The sequence below is a fragment of the Micromonospora zamorensis genome (genome assembly GCF_900090275.1).
Lineage (GTDB): Bacteria > Actinomycetota > Actinomycetes > Mycobacteriales > Micromonosporaceae > Micromonospora > Micromonospora zamorensis.
In genome coordinates this window covers 6,565,454-6,582,806 of record NZ_LT607755.1, presented here as the reverse complement: position 1 = coordinate 6,582,806, position 17,353 = coordinate 6,565,454, and the positions used below count along the sequence as shown (strand labels likewise).

At 72.3% G+C, this 17,353-nt stretch carries 21 protein-coding genes; 13 read left to right on the top strand and 8 right to left on the bottom strand.

What is annotated here, in order from left to right:
• Positions 1 to 3: 3 nt before the first annotated feature.
• Genes GA0070619_RS29625 through GA0070619_RS29605 form a run of 5 tightly spaced genes read right to left on the bottom strand, consistent with a single transcriptional unit; the run spans position 4 to position 4,058 of the window.
• A complete protein-coding gene (locus GA0070619_RS29625; protein WP_088951058.1) occupies positions 4 to 1,365 on the bottom strand; it encodes a sensor histidine kinase in 1,362 nt (453 codons plus the stop codon).
• Positions 1,362 to 2,384, bottom strand: a complete 1,023-nt coding sequence (locus GA0070619_RS29620) for a SpoIIE family protein phosphatase (protein WP_374223731.1) — start codon at positions 2,382 to 2,384, stop codon at positions 1,362 to 1,364. Before GA0070619_RS29620 ends, GA0070619_RS29625 begins: the two co-directional genes overlap by 4 nt.
• Entirely contained in the window at positions 2,372 to 2,791 is a 420-nt protein-coding gene (locus GA0070619_RS29615; RefSeq protein ID WP_088951057.1) for an anti-sigma regulatory factor, read from the bottom strand. Before GA0070619_RS29615 ends, GA0070619_RS29620 begins: the two co-directional genes overlap by 13 nt.
• The gene (locus tag GA0070619_RS29610) at positions 2,788 to 3,198 is read right to left on the bottom strand and encodes an STAS domain-containing protein (protein WP_088951056.1); all 411 of its coding nucleotides are present in this window, start codon (positions 3,196 to 3,198) and stop codon (positions 2,788 to 2,790) included. The genes GA0070619_RS29615 and GA0070619_RS29610 overlap by 4 nt, the downstream gene beginning before the upstream one ends.
• Entirely contained in the window at positions 3,198 to 4,058 is an 861-nt protein-coding gene (locus GA0070619_RS29605; protein ID WP_088951055.1) for an STAS domain-containing protein, read from the bottom strand. The genes GA0070619_RS29610 and GA0070619_RS29605 overlap by 1 nt, the downstream gene beginning before the upstream one ends.
• A 163-nt stretch (positions 4,059 to 4,221) precedes the next feature.
• Between GA0070619_RS29605 and GA0070619_RS29600 the strand changes: the two genes are divergently transcribed.
• Positions 4,222 to 4,578 (top strand): STAS domain-containing protein, encoded by a 357-nt coding sequence (locus GA0070619_RS29600; RefSeq protein ID WP_088951054.1) that lies wholly within the window; start codon positions 4,222 to 4,224, stop codon positions 4,576 to 4,578.
• 11 nt (positions 4,579 to 4,589) lie between these two features.
• Here the strand turns inward: GA0070619_RS29600 and GA0070619_RS29595 are convergent, their stop codons facing one another.
• A complete protein-coding gene (locus tag GA0070619_RS29595; RefSeq protein ID WP_088952137.1) occupies positions 4,590 to 5,741 on the bottom strand; it encodes an MFS transporter in 1,152 nt (383 codons plus the stop codon).
• A 209-nt stretch (positions 5,742 to 5,950) separates the two neighbouring features.
• Between GA0070619_RS29595 and GA0070619_RS29590 the strand changes: the two genes are divergently transcribed.
• The 4 genes from GA0070619_RS29590 to GA0070619_RS29575 all read left to right on the top strand — a co-directional run bounded on the left by GA0070619_RS29590 (position 5,951) and on the right by GA0070619_RS29575 (position 8,117).
• Positions 5,951 to 6,631 (top strand): FadR/GntR family transcriptional regulator, encoded by a 681-nt coding sequence (locus tag GA0070619_RS29590; RefSeq protein ID WP_088951053.1) that lies wholly within the window; start codon positions 5,951 to 5,953, stop codon positions 6,629 to 6,631.
• A 39-nt stretch (positions 6,632 to 6,670) separates the two neighbouring features.
• Positions 6,671 to 7,132 (top strand): large conductance mechanosensitive channel protein MscL, encoded by a 462-nt coding sequence (gene mscL, locus GA0070619_RS29585; RefSeq protein ID WP_088951052.1) that lies wholly within the window; start codon positions 6,671 to 6,673, stop codon positions 7,130 to 7,132.
• 82 nt (positions 7,133 to 7,214) lie between these two features.
• Positions 7,215 to 7,466 (top strand): hypothetical protein, encoded by a 252-nt coding sequence (locus tag GA0070619_RS29580; RefSeq protein ID WP_088951051.1) that lies wholly within the window; start codon positions 7,215 to 7,217, stop codon positions 7,464 to 7,466.
• A 279-nt stretch (positions 7,467 to 7,745) separates the two neighbouring features.
• A complete protein-coding gene (locus GA0070619_RS29575; protein WP_088951050.1) occupies positions 7,746 to 8,117 on the top strand; it encodes a hypothetical protein in 372 nt (123 codons plus the stop codon).
• A 67-nt stretch (positions 8,118 to 8,184) separates the two neighbouring features.
• Here the strand turns inward: GA0070619_RS29575 and GA0070619_RS29570 are convergent, their stop codons facing one another.
• Positions 8,185 to 9,447, bottom strand: a complete 1,263-nt coding sequence (locus GA0070619_RS29570) for a benzoate/H(+) symporter BenE family transporter (protein ID WP_088951049.1) — start codon at positions 9,445 to 9,447, stop codon at positions 8,185 to 8,187.
• Positions 9,448 to 9,505: 58 nt separating this feature from the next.
• Here GA0070619_RS29570 and GA0070619_RS29565 point away from each other — a divergent pair, with 58 nt between their 5' ends.
• Positions 9,506 to 10,066: an XRE family transcriptional regulator gene (locus GA0070619_RS29565; RefSeq protein ID WP_088951048.1), complete on the top strand. Its 561-nt coding sequence runs from the start codon at positions 9,506 to 9,508 to the stop codon at positions 10,064 to 10,066.
• A 5-nt stretch (positions 10,067 to 10,071) separates the two neighbouring features.
• Here the strand turns inward: GA0070619_RS29565 and GA0070619_RS29560 are convergent, their stop codons facing one another.
• On the bottom strand, positions 10,072 to 11,112 hold the full coding sequence (locus GA0070619_RS29560; protein ID WP_088951047.1) for a response regulator transcription factor: 1,041 nt from the start codon (positions 11,110 to 11,112) through the stop codon (positions 10,072 to 10,074).
• A 63-nt stretch (positions 11,113 to 11,175) separates the two neighbouring features.
• Here GA0070619_RS29560 and GA0070619_RS29555 point away from each other — a divergent pair, with 63 nt between their 5' ends.
• From GA0070619_RS29555 to GA0070619_RS29525, 7 genes are all read left to right on the top strand, one after another.
• Positions 11,176 to 11,895 (top strand): PP2C family protein-serine/threonine phosphatase, encoded by a 720-nt coding sequence (locus GA0070619_RS29555; protein WP_088951046.1) that lies wholly within the window; start codon positions 11,176 to 11,178, stop codon positions 11,893 to 11,895.
• A 103-nt stretch (positions 11,896 to 11,998) separates the two neighbouring features.
• Complete coding sequence (locus GA0070619_RS29550) at positions 11,999 to 12,337, top strand: PadR family transcriptional regulator (RefSeq protein ID WP_088951045.1); 339 nt, start codon at positions 11,999 to 12,001, stop codon at positions 12,335 to 12,337.
• Positions 12,334 to 13,179, top strand: a complete 846-nt coding sequence (locus tag GA0070619_RS29545) for an ABC transporter ATP-binding protein (protein WP_088951044.1) — start codon at positions 12,334 to 12,336, stop codon at positions 13,177 to 13,179. The genes GA0070619_RS29550 and GA0070619_RS29545 overlap by 4 nt, the downstream gene beginning before the upstream one ends.
• Positions 13,176 to 13,868 (top strand): ABC transporter permease, encoded by a 693-nt coding sequence (locus tag GA0070619_RS29540; protein ID WP_088951043.1) that lies wholly within the window; start codon positions 13,176 to 13,178, stop codon positions 13,866 to 13,868. The genes GA0070619_RS29545 and GA0070619_RS29540 overlap by 4 nt, the downstream gene beginning before the upstream one ends.
• 92 nt (positions 13,869 to 13,960) lie before the next feature.
• Entirely contained in the window at positions 13,961 to 15,151 is a 1,191-nt protein-coding gene (locus tag GA0070619_RS29535; RefSeq protein WP_088951042.1) for a GNAT family N-acetyltransferase, read from the top strand.
• A 54-nt stretch (positions 15,152 to 15,205) separates the two neighbouring features.
• Positions 15,206 to 15,955: a ZIP family metal transporter gene (locus GA0070619_RS29530; RefSeq protein ID WP_088951041.1), complete on the top strand. Its 750-nt coding sequence runs from the start codon at positions 15,206 to 15,208 to the stop codon at positions 15,953 to 15,955.
• 174 nt (positions 15,956 to 16,129) lie between these two features.
• Positions 16,130 to 17,314, top strand: coding sequence for a hypothetical protein (locus GA0070619_RS29525; RefSeq protein ID WP_088951040.1), 1,185 nt, complete (start codon positions 16,130 to 16,132; stop codon positions 17,312 to 17,314).
• Positions 17,315 to 17,353 lie beyond the last annotated feature (39 nt).

The window sequence follows — 17,353 nt, the reverse complement described above, 5'->3', positions numbered from 1 at the left end:
CTGTCACGCCCCGCCGGTGGGCAGGGAGACGGTGAATGTGCTGCCCCGGCCCGGCTCGCTGGTCAGCACCAGCGACCCACCGAGCAGTGTCACCAACCGCCGGGCGTACGGCAGGCCGAGGCCGGTGCCGCCGACCCGGGTGGCGCCCGGCACCTGGTAGAACTCCTCGAAGATCCGGTCGTGCAGCTCGGGGGCGATGCCGGGCCCGGTGTCGGTGACCTCGAAGGTCCACCGGTCGCCGTGCTGGCGGGCCCGCAGCCGCACCTCGCCGCGCTCGGTGAACTTCAACCCGTTGTGCAGCAGGTTGCGCAGCACCTGGCCGAGCAGCACCTCGTCGGTGCGCAGCAGGCTGGGCGCGGACGGCTCCTCAACCACCAGCTCGACCTCCGGACGGGTGGCGAGCGCACGCATCGTGCCGCGCAGTTGACCGAAGACCGACCGCAGGTCGACGTCCGTCAGGGCCGGCTCGATCCGGCCGGACTCCGCCTTGGCCAGGTCCAGCAACTCGTTGACCAGATTGAGCAGATCCGCCGCCGACGAGCGGATCAGATCGACCTGGCGGCCCTGCTCGTCGGTGAGCGGATCGGAGGCGGAGTCGGTGAGCAGCCGCCCCAACCCGATGATCGCGGTGACCGGGGCGCGCAGCTCGTGGCTCACGTTGGCGAGGAACCGGCTCTTCGACTCGCTCGCCGCACGGAGCTGGGCCGACTTCTCGTCCAGCTCGGCGTAGAGGGCGACGACACCGCGGTTGGTCTCCTCCAACTCCTCGGTGAGCTGGTTGTAGAGCGCCAGCACACCCCGGTTGGTCTCGGCCAGCTCCTCGTTGAGGACGGCCAGCTCGTCGCGCTGGCTGCGCACCTCGTCGAGGGCGGCGATGAGCTGCCCGTTCTGCACCGTCAACTCGTCCAGCGCGCTGCCCGGCGCGGTACGACCGAGTTCGGCGCGGAACTCGGCGAGCCGCTCCGGGGTTGGCGTCGGCGCGCTGACCGGAACTCGTCGGGACATCCTCACGACCGTAACCCCACCGACGGTCGACACGCTCAACGTGTCGACCAGTCGGGACACCGCGCCGGACTGCGGCTGGTAGCGGCCGTCCGGCAGCGGAGCCACCGGGGCCAGGTCGGCGCGCAGGTGGAACCGGCCGTCGACGCCCGCGTCGATGTGGAAGGAGATGTCCGCGCCGCCGGTCGTCCGCAACAGGTCCCGGGCGACCTCGCTGAGCGCGGTGGCGATCCGAACCTGGTCCTGGTGTTCCAGACCGACCACCGCCGCCACCTCGCGGCCCCGCTGGCGGATCACGAAGATGTCCTGCTCGACCCGCAGCGCCATCTGCAACAGCGGCAGCGCGGCCGGCTCGCCGGTCATGTCCAGGACCTCGCGACCAGTACGCAGGCGTCGTCACGTCGCACACCCGCGTCGCGCAGGAGGGTCGCCGCCATGACCAGCGGGGATCGCTCCGCCAGGCCCGGGTAGTCGGCCAACCGCCAACGGTCGACCACCCCGTCGCTGTGCATCACCAGCCGGGCACCCGGAGCGAGTGGGTAGTCGTACTCCCGGATCGTCGGCCGCTGGTGACCGGCGATGCCGGGCAGCGACACCAGCCCTCGCCGGTGACCGTCGCCCTCGACTACGACGCCGGAAATGTTGCCCAGGCCGGCGTAGCGCAGCACACCGGCCGTCGGCGCCAGCTCGGCGACCGCGAGCGCCGCGCCACGGGTGTGCGACATGCTTCGGTGCAGGTGACCGACCACCACCGCCGGTGGGCCGGCCGGGGCGTCCCGGAACGCGGCCAGTGCCGCGTCGGTGGCGGCAGCGGCCAGCGGGCCGTGCCCGAGCCCGTCGCTGACCAGCACCTGGTGCCGTCCATCGGCGATCCGGACGGCGTAACCGTCGCCGCTTACCGTCTCGCCGGTCAGTGGCCGGGTGAGGGCGCCGGCCCAGGACGGCTGGGCCGGCTCCGCCGGCCAGACCTGCACGGCGAGGACGGTGCCCTTGCCGGGCAGCGAATATCCGTCGAACCAACTGGCCTGCCGCACGATGGCACCCAGACCGATGCCGAGGGTGCCGGTGGTGGAGTGCCCGTCCTGGGACGAGACGGTCAGGTCGGCCATGCCGGGCCCCGAGTCGATGGCGATCAGTTCCACACCGGCCTGCCCGGCGCGGCGCACCGGCCGGAGCAGCAGCACACCCTCGTCGGCGTGCTTGACCAGGTTGCTGGTCAGCTCGGCGGCGACGATGGCCAGGTCGGCGATGCGCGCCGCACCCATTTCGACCTGCGCACCGAGGCGCTCGGCGGCGCGTCGGACGGCGCTCGCCGCACTGCTGGCCTCCACACGGAACCAGATGCCACTGTCGGTAACCGCCTCGGCGTTCACCGGGACCACTTGGTGACCGTGATCCGCGTGCCGGTTTCCGGAGAAGTCTCGATCTCGAACTCGTCGACCAGCCGGCGGGACCCGCTCAGCCCGAGGCCGAGCCCTCCGCCGCTGGTGTAGCCGTCGGTCATGGCCAGATTCAGGTCGGCGATGCCGGGCCCGGAGTCGGCGAAGACGATCCGGACGCCCTTGCGTCGGCCGTTGTCCACGGTCGTCACCTCGACCGAGCCGCCACCGCCGTACACCAGGGTGTTGCGGGCCAACTCGCTCGCCGCGGTGACCACCTTGGTCTGGTCGACGAGGGACAGCTTGACGGCCACCGCAACGGCGCGAACCAACTGCCGGACGCGCACCACGTCCTCATCGCTCTGGATCGCCTGCGCCTGCGGGTGGCCCAGGTCGATGTCCGCGGTCACGTCGTAGCCGTCTCGGCGTCCGGATCGTCGTCGAGCTGGTCATCGAGCTCGTCGGCGTGGGCGGCCGCGATCAGTTCCATGCCGCGCTCGACGTTCAGCGCGGTACGGATGCCGTTCAGCGACAGCCCCAGTTCGACAAGGGTGATGGCGACGGCTGGGCGCATCCCGACCACCACCGTCTCCGCGTCGAGCACCTTGGAGATCGAGGCGATGGTGGAGAGCATGCGCCCGACGAAGGAGTCGACGATGTCCAGCGCGGTGATGTCGATGATGACGCCGTGGCAGCCGGTGTCCACGATCCGCTCGGCGAGATCCTCCTGGAGCTGGACGGCCGTCTGGTCGGACATGTCCAGCTGGATCGAGACGAGCAGGATGTCGCCGATCTTGAGGATCGGAACGCGCTCCATCAGACGCCCCGACGCGGCTGGCGACGGGCGGTTTCCACCCCGCTGAGCCGCAGCACGTGACGCAGCGCGTCGGCGAGGCTCGCCTTGGTGGCGATGTCGCCGAACTCGATGCCGAGCGCGACGATGGTCTGCGCGATCTGCGGGCGGATGCCGGAGATGATGCAGTCGGCACCCATCAGTCGGGCGGCCACCACTGTCTTCAGGATGTGCTGGGCGACCTGGGTGTCCACCGCCGGGACGCCGGTGATGTCGATGATCGCGTACGGGGAGCCGGTGTCGACCAGGGTCTGGAGCAGCCGCTCCATCACCACCTGGGCCCGGGCCGAGTCCAGGGTGCCGACCAGCGGGACGGCGACCACACCTTCCCAGAGCTTGACCACCGGCGTGGAGAGCTCGAGCAACTGCTCGGCCTGGTCGGCGATCAGGCTCTCCCGGGTGCGGACGAAGCTCTCGAAGGTGAACAGGCCCATCTCGTCGACCAGCTTGGAGAAGGCGACGAAGTCGTGCAACGCGGTGGGTCCGCCGGCCTCCTGCACCAGCTCGGCCAGCACGTCCTTGAGCGCGAAGATGCTGATCGTGGTCTCGGTGGCCGAGAAGCCCTGCCGGGCCCGACCACGGGACAACTCGGAGAGCGCGGCCCGCAACTCGGCCGCGTTCTCGCCGGTCAGGTCGATGTCACCCTGTTCGCCGGTGGCGACGATGGCGTTGTGCAGATCCTGGACCTGACGGCGCAACTCGGCCTGGCTCAGCCGGCCGCGCAACGAACTGGTGACGATCTCGGTCCACCGAGTCGTGACCCGTTCTGCCTGCCCGCTGAGCAGCGCGGCGAGACGGCGACTTTCTTCGGTGCTCAACGCCATTTGGAACCCCCTTGACCTGGACCGGGCGGACTCTATCACCGGGGCCTGATCAACTACTTGCCCCGTAGCAACGGAATGACGACGGCCACCGGATCCTGCCTCCCGTTCTGCGTACGACCCCGGTCGTGGGATACCGTTCCCCCGATAACAGGAGGTCTGGCGAATGTCCTTGACGGTGCACACGGAACAGCGCGGCGACGTGGTCGTCGTGTCGGTGGCGGGCGAGCTGGACATGGCCACCGCACCGCAGCTTCAGGACCAGATCACCGACCTGCTCGACAAGGGCCGTAGCCGGCTGGTGTTCGACCTGGCGGACGTCTCGTTCTGCGACTCGACCGGGTTGTCGGTCTTCGTCCGCGCCAAGAACAGCTGCGACGAGGCTGGCGGCGTGGTCCGGCTGGCCGCACCACAGCGCGGGGTGCTGCGCATCCTCGAGGTGAGCGGGCTGGTCGAGGTGCTGCACACCTACCCCACGGTGGATGAGGCAGTCGCCGGCGAACCGACGCCGGCTTCCTCCTGACCGTTGCGGTTTCACTCGTCCTCGACGTAGCGGGGACGAGCGATCGCCAGGCCCGCCATGGTCTGCACGGCGAGTGCGCCCAGCAGGAACCCGATCGGCGCGGTCCAGCCCCCGGTCACCTCGTAGAGGATGCCGACCATCAGCGGGCCGAGAGCGGCGATCACGTACCCGGTGCTCTGCGCGAACGCGGAGAGCGCGACGGTGCCCTCGGCGGTGCGGGCACGTAGACCGATGGCGGTCAGGATCATCGGGAACGCGCCCTGCCCGATCGCCAGCAGGGCGACCCAGAGCAGCGCGGCGCGGTTCGGCGCGAAGGCCAGACCCAGGTAGGCCAGCGTCGACGCGGTGGTCAGCCCGAGCACCAGCGGGCGCAGGCTGCCCAGCCGGCCGGCCAGGGTGGGCATCAGCAGCGCGATCGGCACGCCGAGCGCGGTCACCCCGGCGAGCAGCAGCCCGGCCGATTCCGGCTGGTAGCCGGCGTCGCGGAACAACTGGGCCAGCCAGCCCATGATCGCGTACCCGCTGAGCGACTGCGCCCCGAAGTAGACGGCCATCGCCCAGCCGAGCCGGGTGCGCGCCGGCCGAACCCGCACCGGCGCTGCGGCGACCGCCGTCGGGGTCGCCCGCCGCGCGCCCGCCCGGGTCCGCAGCGCCAGCGGCACCCACGGGAGTACGGCCACCGCGGCCATCGCGGCCCAGACACCGAGCCCGGCCCGCCACGACCCGAAGGCGTGCGCGATCGGCACCGCGGAGGCGGCGGCCACCGTCGTGCCCACTGTCAACGCCATCGTGTACGCGCCGGTGACCAGGCCGGTGCGGTGCGGGAAGTGCTGCTTGACGAGCATCGGCAGCAGGATGTTGGCGACCGCGATGCCGGACAGCGCGAGCGCGCTGGTGAGCACGAACACCAAGGTCGAGTCGGTGATGACCCGGAGCACCTGACCGACGGCGAGGGCGAGCATGGCGACCACCAGCACCCGGGCCGGCGCCACCCGGCGGACCAGCCACGGGGTGAGCGCGCCGAGGCCGGCGAACGCGATGGTCGGCAGGGTGGTGACCAGACCGGCGGTGGCGCCGGAGAGGCCCAGCCCGTCGCGGACCTCGTCGAGCAGCGCGCCGAGGCTCGTCACCACGGCCCGCAGGTTGAGCGCGACCAGCAGCATCCCGACCAGCACGAGCGCGCCACCGGTCGCCGGGTGCGTCCGTCGACCCGTGTCGGGGTCCCTCGTCGGGCGGGGGTCGACGGGAGCGGGCGGCGCCGGAGCGGCGGTTGGTGGCGGGGTCATGGCCTCTAACCTACAATCATGGGATGAATTTGGGACCGGTGATGTAACCAGTGCCACCGTCGGTTGATTTCCCCTCCGCCCCGCCGGTGCCGCCCCGCGGCCAGCCCGCCGTGCCGCCTCGCGGCCACCGCGTCCGGCAGACGACCGAGCAGCTCCGCGCCCGGATCCTGGGCGGCGAGTGGCCGGTCGGCGGGCGCATCCCCACCGAGCCGCAGCTCGTCGCCGCGCTGGGCGTGGGGCGCAACACGGTCCGCGAGGCGGTCCGAGCCCTGGTGCACGCCGGGGTGCTGGAGTGCCGGCAGGGCTCCGGCACGTACGTGGTGTCCACCGACGAGCTGGCACCCGTGGTGGCCCGCCGCCTCGGCGACGACCGGATGACCGAGGTCATCGAGGTGCGCCGGGCCTTCGAGGTGGAGGCCGCCCGGCTCGCCGCGCTGAGGCGTACACCGGAGGACCTGGCGGCGCTCGACGGCGCGCTCGCCGAGCGCGAGGCCGCCTGGCACGGTGGCCGGGTCGACGCGTTCGTCGAGGCCGACGCGGCGCTGCACACGGCGGTGGTCGCCGCCGCGCACAACGCCATGCTCGCCGAGCTGTACGCCTCGGTCGGCACCGCCCTGCGGAGCACGGTCGCCGAGGCGATGGGGGGCGCGCTCACCCCCGAGCGCTACGTCGACCACACCCGACTGGTCGAGGCGATCCGGGCCGGCGATCCCAGCCGGGCCGCGCTCGAAGCCGGCGCTTTTCTGGAACCCGCCGAACGGGCATAGGTTGTGCCGGACAGAAAAGCGGACACTTCAGGAGTACGAATGCTCAAGGGCTTCAAAGACTTCATCATGCGCGGCAACGTCGTCGACCTGGCGGTCGGCATCGTGATCGGTGCCGCGTTCACCGGCGTGGTCACCCAACTCACCAAGTCGTTCCTCGAACCACTGATCAAGGCACTCGGCGGGGGCACTGGCCTGTCGGCCGGGAGGTGGGAGATCACCAAGGGCAACTACATGGACTGGGCGGGGTTCATCAACGCCCTGATCACCTTCCTGCTCACCGCCGCGGTGCTCTACTTCTTCGTGGTGTTCCCCATGAACAAGCTGGCCGAGCGTCGGCAGCGGGGCGAGGAGCCGCCCCCGGCGGCGCCGAGCGAGGAGGTCAAGCTGCTCACCGAGATCCGGGACGCGCTGGTCTCCGCCGGTCACACCACCCCCGGCCAGCAGCGTGGAGCACTGGACGACGTGCTGGGCCGCCGGACCGAACCCCCGGCACCGCGCTGACCTGAACGAGATGCACATCGGCCCCTGCGGGATTCCCGCAGGGGCCGCATCTTCTCGTACGTGTGTTCGATAGAGTCCCGCCATGGAGCAGCGAAAGCACTGGTGGAACGGGAAGTGGGGGCGGCTGGCCCGGCGGGACGTCTTCCTGCGGGTGGACGCCGACCGGTGGCACGTCGAGCAGCGGGCCGGCGGCGCGGAGGGCATCTCCCGGTTCTACGAGTACGGCAGTGCGGACGAGGCCGAGGACACCGTCCGGGCGCTTCTCGACGGCCCGGACACCTGGCGGGAGCTGTCTCCACGCCCGCCGGGCAGTTGGACCCTCCCGAACAGCTGAGCAGGTCCGTCGTCCCCCGCCACCGCCGCAGGACCTGGCGGCGGTGCCGCTTTCGACGGTGATGACTCACAGGCATATTTATGCCGCAGAGTCATCACGCTCTCCAGGGTGGGCCGCGCCGGCACCCGCAGGTCGGTGGCGATCATGCCCATCAGCCTCATGCGCCGCCCGCGACTGCCACTCGTGGGCTGCCTCAGCCGCCCGCGACCTCCGCTGCCCGGGTGGCGGGTCGGGCGGTGACGGCGTTTAGCGGCGTATCGCCCTGGGAACCGCGGTGGGATGGACCAGCAGGACGAGCAGCAGGCGACCATCTCGCGGATCACCACCGGGATGCCGGTGATCGACTCAGCCGGCACCGAGGTCGGGACCGTGGACCTCGTCCAGCGGGGCGACCCCAACGCGGTGACCGTCCAGACGTCGACCGCCGACCCGGGCAGCAGCCTGGACGAGCTGATCGAGGCGACCGCCGTCGAGGAGCCGGACGTCCCGGCCGACCTGGCGGCGCGGCTGCTGCACAGCGGCTACCTGAAGGTCTCGACCGAGTTGACCCGCACGGGCGCGGTGTACGTGCCGGCCGACCGGATCGGGTCGGTGGCCGACGGCCGGGTCCTCCTCGCCGTGGGTGTGGCCGACCTGCCGCCAGAGGAGTAGCCGCACCACCCTGATCGACTCGGGTTCAAGGAAATCGGGGCGTCCGGAGCCTTAGGACACCCCGGTTTCATGAACCCTGAGTGGATCTTTCCGGCGCTGCGAGCACGGGCTGGTCCGACGCAGCGAGCGCGGGTTGCCCCAGCGCAGCGGAGGCGGGCTGCCCCGGACCGTCGGCGGGTGGGCGGCGGCGGAAGAGCAGCAGCATCAGGCAGCCCGCGACCAGGCCCCAGAACGCGCCGCCCACACCGATGAGCGTCACCCCGGAGGCGGTCACCACGAAGGTGACCACTGCGGCCTCCCTGGCCTCCGGGTCGGTCACCGCCGAGGCGAGCGCGGTCGCGAGGGCGCCCAGCAGGGCCAGCCCGGCGACCGCCTCAATGAGGATGGGTGGGGCGACCGCTACCAGCGCGGTGGCCACGCCGGCACCCAACCCGAGCAGGGCCAACCCGACGCCGGCGGTGACCGAGGCGACCCACCGGCGCTCCGGGTCGGGGTGCGCGTCGGGGCCGGCGGCGAGCGCGGCGGTGATCGCCGCGAGGTTCACGGCGTGCCCACCGGCCGGGGCGGCGAGCAGGCTGGCCAGGCCGGTGGCCCGCAGCGCGGCGCCGAACGGCGGCCGGTAGCCGTAGCCGACCAGCACGGCCATGCCGGGTACGTTCTGCGCGGCCATGGTGACCAGGAACAGCGGGAGGGCCAGCCCGACCAGCGCGGACACGTTCCAGGCCGGCGCGGTCAGCGTGACCGACGGGACCAGCGCGGCACCGGTCAGACCGGCCGGCGGGGTGGTCAGCGCGATCGCCGCCACCGCCACGACCAGCGCGCCGGGCACCGCCCAGCGGCGGGCGAACCGGTGCAGGAGCAGCCAGCCGACCACCACCGGCCCGGCCACCAGGGGCAACTCGACCAGCGCGCGGACCGGGGCGGTGCACAGCGGCAACAGCACCCCGGCGAGCATCGCGCCGGCCACCGGCTTGGGAATGGCCGCCACCGCGCGGCCGAGTGGTGGGAACAGCCCGGCCGCGACGATCAGGGCACCGGAGACGAGGAAGGCGCCCACCGCGACCGGCCATCCGCCCGGGGGCGGCCCGGTCGCGACCAGCAGCGCCGCACCCGGGGTGGACCAGGCCACGCTCATCGGTATCCGGTGTCGCCAGCCCAGCCAGGCGGCGGCGAGCCCGCACGCCACGCAGAGGGCCAGCAGACCGGAGGCGGCCTGCGCGTCCGACGCGCCGGCCGCCCGGAGCCCGGCCAGCACGACGGTGAACGAGCTGGCGAAGCCGACCAGCGCGGTGACCACGCCGGCCAGCACCGGTTGTACACGTCCGGCCATCCCCACCCTCCCCCGGCCGTTCCGTTTACGGAACGACAGCGTGTAGGACGATAGCCGGGTGCCGCACCCACCACCAGCCCGCCGCCCGAACCTCGATGTCGACCCCGCCGTCGTCGGTCGCCGGGTCCGCGCGCTGCGCGAGGAGCGGGGGATCTCGCTGTCCGCACTCGCCCGACTCGCCGGCGTCGGGAAGGCCACCCTCTCCGGCCTGGAGCACGGCACCCGCAACCCGACACTGGAGACGCTCTGGGCGGTCACCGTGCAACTCGGCGTACCGCTGACCGGTGTGCTGGCCGAGCCGTCCGACGAGCCCACAGTGCACGGCACCGCGGTCAGCGCCACGCTGCTGGAGGTCTTCACCGACACCGACGCGACCTACGAGCTGTACCGGATGCGGGTCGCACCCGGGCCCGGGCAGCTCTCCCCCGCCCACCAGGCGGGCGTCACCGAACACGTCACCGTCTTCGCCGGGGTGTTGCGCGCGGGCCCGGCCGACGCGCCGCTGACCGCCTCGGCCGGCGGTCACCTCCGCTGGGTGTCGGACGTGCCGCACACGTACGCGGCGGTGGGTGACGAGGAGGTCGCCGCCAGCCTGCTGCTGCGCTATCCGCGCCGCTGACCGCCTCAGTCCACCGGGGCGGGCACCGGCGGCCGGCGGCGTACCGCCCAGAGCGCCACCTCGGTCCGCGACGCCGAGCCGGTCTTGCGCAGCAGGTTCGACACGTGCACGGTGACCGTGCGCACCGAGATGCCGAGCGCCTTCGCGACCTGCTTGTTCGACATCCCGTCGACCAGGCAGCCCAGCACCTCGATCTCCCGGGCGGTCAACTCCGGGTCGATCGCCGCCACCGGGTCGACCGTCGCCATCGGTTCGACCGGTGGGCGCGGCTCGGGCAGTCGCCGGAGCAACGCCTCCGGCCCGTCTCCGGCGTGTGCGGCCAGCAACTCGGTCAGCGCGTACGGGTTGCCGCCGGTGCACCGCCACAGCGAGGCGACCAGCCGGTCGGACGGGTCGCAGCCCTCGTACACCTGGGTGAGGACCTCGGCGACCTCGGCCTGGCGCAGCGGGCCGAGGTGCTGGCGGACGGCTCCCCGGACCCCACTGAGCCGGGCGAGCGCACGACGGGTCAGCTCCGGCGCCACCGCGTCGGCGGCCGGCCGGCTGGCCACCACCAGCAGGGCGGGCAGCTCGGCCACGGTGGCCAGCTCGCCGATCAGGTTGACGCTGGCCGGGTCGAGCGCGTGCAGGTCCTCCACCACGAGAACGGCCGGGCCGGCGCCGACCAACAACTGGACGGTCCGCACGGCGAGTCGCAGCAGGGTGCCGGGCGCGTACCGCTCCCGGGGTGCGGTGGGCTGCTGGGCCAGCCACGCCAGCGCGTCCGACGGCAGGGCGAGTCGACCGGTGTCGCGCCCGGTGAGCACGGCGGCCAACCAGTCGTACGGGGCCGGGCCGTGCACCCGGGCGGCCCCGGAGAGGATCATCGCGGGACGAGGCGTGAGGGCGTCCACAGCGGCGGCGACCAGCAGACTCTTGCCCACTCCCGCCGCGCCGGTGATCACCGCGACGGTCGGCGCCGAGCGGCCGGCCGCCGACACGACGGACCACGCGCGGTCGAGCTCGGCAAGCTCGCCGGCGCGTCCGACCATGGACACCGGCATCATTTCTCAACCCTACGCAGTAGTGCGTAGAGACGAAGGCAGGGTCTTCTTGGCAAGCTTGACCCCATGACGCTGATCCTCCGCTCGGTCATCCTCAACGACATCGGCTTGGTGCGCACCAACAACGAGGACTCCGCCCTCGCCGGTGACCGCCTGATCGCCGTCGCCGACGGCATGGGCGGGCTGCCCGCGGGCGAGGTGGCGAGCGAGATCGTGATCCGGATCCTGGACGAGCTGGCTCCGCCCATCGAGCCCGACGCCGCCGCCGACGCCCTGCGTGCCGTGGTCAGCACCGCCAACCAGCGCATCCACGCCGCCATCACCGTCGACCCGACCCGTGACGGGATGGGCACGACGCTCACCGCGGCGCTGCTGGCCGGGGAGACGCTGGTGCTGGCCCAGGTCGGCGACTCCCGCTGCTACCTGCTGCGCGACGCGGAGCTGACCCAGCTCACCCGGGACGACACGTTCGTGCAGGCGCTGGTCGACCAGGGCACGCTCTCCCCCGACCAGGCCCGCCACCACCCGCAGCGGTCCCTGGTGACCCGGGCCGTGCAGGGTGCCGACACCCCACCGGCGATCGGGGTGCTCACCGTGGTCCCCGGTGACCGACTGCTGCTGTGCAGCGACGGGCTCTCCGACTACGTCGAGGACGAGGCCATCGCGGCGGCGCTGGGCATGTACGCCGACCGCCAGCAGTGTGGTGAGCAGTTGGTGAAGCTCGCGCACCACGCCGGCGCACCGGACAACGTGACAGTCGTCGTCTCCGACGTCGTCGCCCGCTGACCTCGCCGGACCTGTTCGACGGTTTCGCGGAACCGGCCGGACCGGATCCGGTCGACCCAGTAGGTAGTTGTGTCATCTAGGTTGCGCCGCTACTGTCCGACGCGTGGATTCCGACCGGCGCGGGCAGTGGCTGCGGGGGGTGCTCGACATCTGCGTGCTGGCCCTGCTGTCCGACCGCGAGTCCTACGGCTACCAGCTCGCCCAGGCGCTCGACGCCGCGGGCGTCGGGCCCATCCAGGGCGGCACGCTCTATCCCGTGCTGCTGCGCCTGCAGAAGACCGGCCTGGTGACCGCGCAGTGGCGGGAGGGCAGCGCCGGGCCGGCCCGCAAGTACTACCGGCTCACCGACGACGGGTACGCGGCACTCCGCTCGGGCGGCAGCGCCTGGCTCACCTTCGTCCAGCCGGTGAACGACATCGTCACGAAGGGGGTCACCCGGTGAACGCCGACGATTGGCTGCGAACGCTCACGGCCGAGCTGCACCAGCGCCGGGTCGCGGCGGACGCCGCCCGGCACGTGGTCGCCGAGGCGGCCACCCACCTGCGCGAGGGTGGTGGCGACCCCTGGGTCGTCTTCGGTCCACCCCAGCAGTACGCGGGCGCCGTCGTGGAGAGCATCGGCACCGCGCCCGGTCCGCGCCCCGGGCCGGTCCGGCTGCACGCGGCGGGCATCACCAAGCGGTACGGGCGGCGAACGGTGCTGCACGACGCCACGCTGACCGTCCGGGCCGGACAGATCGCCGCCGTCATCGGCGCGAACGGCTGCGGCAAGAGCACCTTCCTGCGGATCTGCGCCGGACTGATCTCACCCGACGCCGGTGAGGTGACCGTCTCCGGGCGGCTCGGCTACTGCCCACAGTCCGGCGGCACCGCCGACTTCCTGCTCCCCGACGAGCACTTCGTGCTGGTCGGCGCCGGTCAGGGCGTGGCCCGGGGTCCCGCCCGCCGGGCCGGTCGGGCGGCAGCACGCCAGCTCGGTTGGGAGGCGGGCGGGGACGTGCAGGCCCGCCACCTGTCCGGCGGCACCCGGCAGAAACTCAACCTGACCATGTCCACGCTCAGCGCCCCGGACGTGCTGCTGCTCGACGAGCCGTACCAGGGCTTCGACCAGGGCACCTACGTCAACTTCTGGGACCAGCTCAGCCGACTGCGCGACGGCGGCGCGGCGATCGTCGTGGTGACCCACCTGCTCAACCAGCTCGACCGGGTGGACATCGTGCTCGACCTGACACCTGCACAGGACGCCGGGTGGCACGCGCCCGACGTCAAGGGAGGCCACCCGTGAACCGGCTCCTGACCGTCGCCGAGATGACACTGCGGGAGCTGCTGCGGCGTCGGGGCGTACTCCTGCTGTTGTTGTTGATGCCGTTGACCTTCTACCTGATCCGGCGGGACGCCTACCTCGGGCAGTCGGTCCGGTCGCTGCTCCTCGGCGTGGGTTGGGCGGTGAGCACCGCCGCGCTGTTCGCCACCACAGCGGCTCGGGAGTTGGAGCCGAGGCTGCGGCTGGCCGGTTACCGTCCACATCACCTCTACCTCGGTCGGGTGCTGGGCCTGTGGACGGTGGGGCTGGTCATCTCCGTACCGTTCTTCCTGCTCCCCATGATCGACGGCGCGGACCTGCGGTACGCCGGCCTGGCCGCCGCGCTGCTCTGCTCCGTCGCGGTGGCGGCACCGTTCGGGATGCTGATCGGCGCGCTGCTGCCCCGCGAGATGGAGGGGACGCTGCTGCTGCTCACCGTGGTCACGGTGCAGATGTTGATCGACCCGGCCGGGTCCGGGGCGAAGTTGACGCCGTTCTGGTCGACCCGGGAGATCGCCACCTGGGCGGTGGACCACACCGACCAGGGCTACCTCTCGCGTGGCGTGCTGCACGGGCTCGCCGTGACCGTCCTGCTGGTCGTCGGTGTCGCCGCCGTGGTCAGCGTCCGCCTGCGCCGCCGCCGGCACCTGCGGCACCTGCCGGTCGGATGACCGGTGTGCCGTCCGGCGTCGAGCGCCGTGCCGGTGGCACGGATCCCGCCAATCGGGTTGCTGCGACCTGTACGGCAGGCTGAGATGGGCGAATGACCATCCGCCGGGTGACCGCCGACGACCGTCTCACCACCAGCTTCCCGCTGGCCGCGTACGCCTTCGAGTCCTCGCCGCTCAGTGCGGCCCGGATCGACGAGTTCCGCGACTACCTGCCCTACCAGGAGGGCAACCGGACGCTGATCGCCGAGGAGAGCGGCGCAACACTGGCCGCCGTGTCGGCCATTCCGATGCGGCAGAACCTGCGGGGGGTGGTGCTGCCGATGGCCGGTGTCGCCGGGGTGGCGACCCATCCGCTGGCCCGCCGGCAGGGGCACGTCCGGACGCTGCTGCACCAACTCCTCGACGAGATGCGCGACGAGGGGCACTCGCTCAGCGCGCTCTATCCGTTCCGTCCCAGCTTCTACGCCCGGTTCGGCTACACGGGGCTCCCCAAGCCGCGCCGGGTCACCTTCACCCCGGCCAACCTGGGGTCACTGCTCCGGGTGGACCTGCCCGGCGAGGTGAGTTGGGAACGCATCGCCGCCGGCTATCCGGCGTGGCGGGCCTTCACCGAGCGCAACCTCCAGGAACGACACGGCTTCTCGATCTTCCCGGACTACCGGGCGGTCGGGATGCGCGACCGGGACGAATACTGGCTGATCACCGCCCGCGTGGCCGGCGAGGTCACCGGCGCGGTGACGTACCGGATCGACGAACACGGCGGCACGCTGCACGGCAACGAGCTGCTGGTCGCCGACCCGCTCGCGCGGGCGCTGCTGTTGCAGTTCTTCGCCCGGCACGTCGACCAGATCGACCGGATCACCGTCCAGGTCCCGCCCGACGAGTTGCCGGAGCTGTGGCTGACCGACCTGGACGTGCACGTCGAGGCGCGGACGGCAGTGCCGGGTGCGTCGGCTCCGATGGCCCGCCTGCTGTCGCTGGACGCGTTGCGTGGGCTGCCCGCCGGCCCCGGCCGGGTACGCGTCGAGCTGACCGGGGACCGATGGCTCGCCGGCACGCACCTGCTGGACGGCACGACCGGCGCGCTGGAGCTGGTCGGTGACACCTCCGACCGCACGCCGACCGCCACCCTCACCGCGGCCGGGCTCTCCGCCCTCGCATACGGGGTGCTGGACCCGGCCGAGCTGCCGTTGCGCGGTCTGGGTGAGGTGCCGGTGGACGCCGCCGCGGAGCTGCGCGGCATCTTCCCCCGCCGGGTGCCGTATCTCTTCGCCGACTTCTGAGCCTTCCTCACGACCGGGTTTGTCGCCCCGGCGGGCGTGGGTAGGGTCCCGCGAATGCCGGAGTGGTTACAGGCGGGTGGGTGGGGGCTGCTGGCCGGGTCGGCTCTGCTGGTCGGGGCGGCGGTCGGCTGGTTCGCCCGGGTGCCGCAACGCGTCACCGCGTCGATCATGGCGTTCGGGGCGGGGGTGCTGCTCTCCGCCGTGTCGTTCGAGTTGATCGCCGAGGCACACGAGCAGGGCGGCCTGCTGCCCACCGCGCTCGGCGCTGCCGGCGGAGCGGTCGTCTACACACTGGCCAACGTTGCTCTTGCCCGGCACGGCGCCCGGCACCGGAAGCGGTCCGGCGACCAGCAACCCTCCGAAAACGAGCAGCCCGGCTCCGGGTCGGCGATAGCCGTGGGCGCGCTGCTCGACGGCATACCGGAATCGGTGGTGATCGGCGCGAGCCTGCTCAGTGGTGGCACGGTCAGCCTGGTCACGGTGGCCGCGGTCTTCCTCAGCAATGTGCCGGAGGGTCTGTCCAGCGCGGCCGGCATGCGTCAGGCCGGCCGGACCCGGCGGTACGTCTTCCTGCTCTGGACCGGGATCGCCCTGATCAGCGGGGTCGCGGCGCTGCTCGGCAACACGTTGCTGGGTGGCGCCCCGCCGGAGGTGCTGGCCGGGATCACCGCACTGGCCGCCGGCGCGATCCTCGCGATGGTCACCGACACCATGGTCCCCGAGGCGTTCGAGGACGCGCACCTGCTGGTCGGTCTGGTCACGGTCGCCGGCTTCCTGACCGCGTTCGCCCTGTCCCACAGCTGACCACCGGACACACCGCCACGAGCGGCGCGGCGGTGGGCGGCGCGGCGGTGGGCGGCGGGTGGTGGGCGGCGCGGCGGTGGGCGGCGACGGTGGGCGCGCGGCTTAGCGGTGCATTAAACCGGCCCGGCGGATTCGTCGTGATGCCGTCGCGGCTCCTAGCATCACGGGGTGCGCATGACGTCGCTTGCCGCTCTGGTCGTCCTCGGTGTCGCCGCCGCAACCCTGCCCGCCTGCGCGCCCAACGATCCGGCCCCCACCTTCGAGGCCGGCTCGTCCGCTTCGCCGACAGCCCTGCCGACGGGCGGCCAGGGCGAAGCACCGGTCGCCCGCGACGGCCTCGGTGGCCCAGGGGCCAGCGCGAGCCCGAGGCCCGCCGAGAAGGTCCTCGCGGCCGGCAACCCGAACGGCAGGGCCAGCGTGCCGGCGGAGGCCCGGGCGGTGGACACCTCGAAGCCGACCCGGACCGTCGGCACCGGCACCCCGGCGAGCTGCACCTCCGCCGCGGTCGTGAAGGCCGTCGCGGCCGGCGGTGTCATCACGTTCAACTGCGGGCCGGCCCCGGTGACGATCAAGATGACCGCCACCGCGAAGGTCCGCAACGCCAACGGGCCGAAGGTAGTGCTGGACGGCGGCGGCACTGTCACGCTGAGCGGCCAGGGCCAGCGCCGCATCCTCTACATGAACACCTGCGACGAGGCCCAGGGCTTCACCACCTCGCACTGCCAGAACCAGGACCACCCGCAGCTCACCGTGCAGAACCTGACGTTCGCCGACGGCAACTCCACCGGCGACAAGGCCGAGGGCGGCGGCGGTGGGGCGATCTTCGTCCGCGGTGGGCGGTTCAAGGTGGTCAACTCGCGCTTCGTCCGCAACCGCTGCGACCGCACCGGCCCCGACCTGGGCGGCGCGGCCATCCGGGTGCTCAGCCAGCATGAGAACAAGCCGGTGTACGTGGTGGGCAGCACCTTCGGCGGCGGTTCCTGCTCCAACGGGGGCGCGCTGAGCAGCATCGGCGTCTCCTGGGTGGTGCTCAACAGCGTGCTCAGCCACAACGAGGCGATCGGCAGCGGCGCCAACCCGGCCAAGTCCGGCACGCCGGGAGGCGGCAGCGGTGGCGCGATCTACTGCGACGGCAACGAGTTCACCGTACGGATCGCCGGCACGATCATCGAGAACAACAAGGCCAACGAGGGCGGCGGTGCGGTCTTCTTCGTGAGCAACAACCGCACCGGCACGATGAAGATCGAAAACTCGACCCTGCGCCGCAACCCCAGCGGCAAGTTCGAGACCCGCGGCTTCCCCGGCATCTTCTTCCTGGGTGCCAAGAACCCGACGGTAACGGCATCCAAACTGAGCTGACCCAGCCTGCGGTCCGGCGCCTGCGGATCCGGCGCCTGC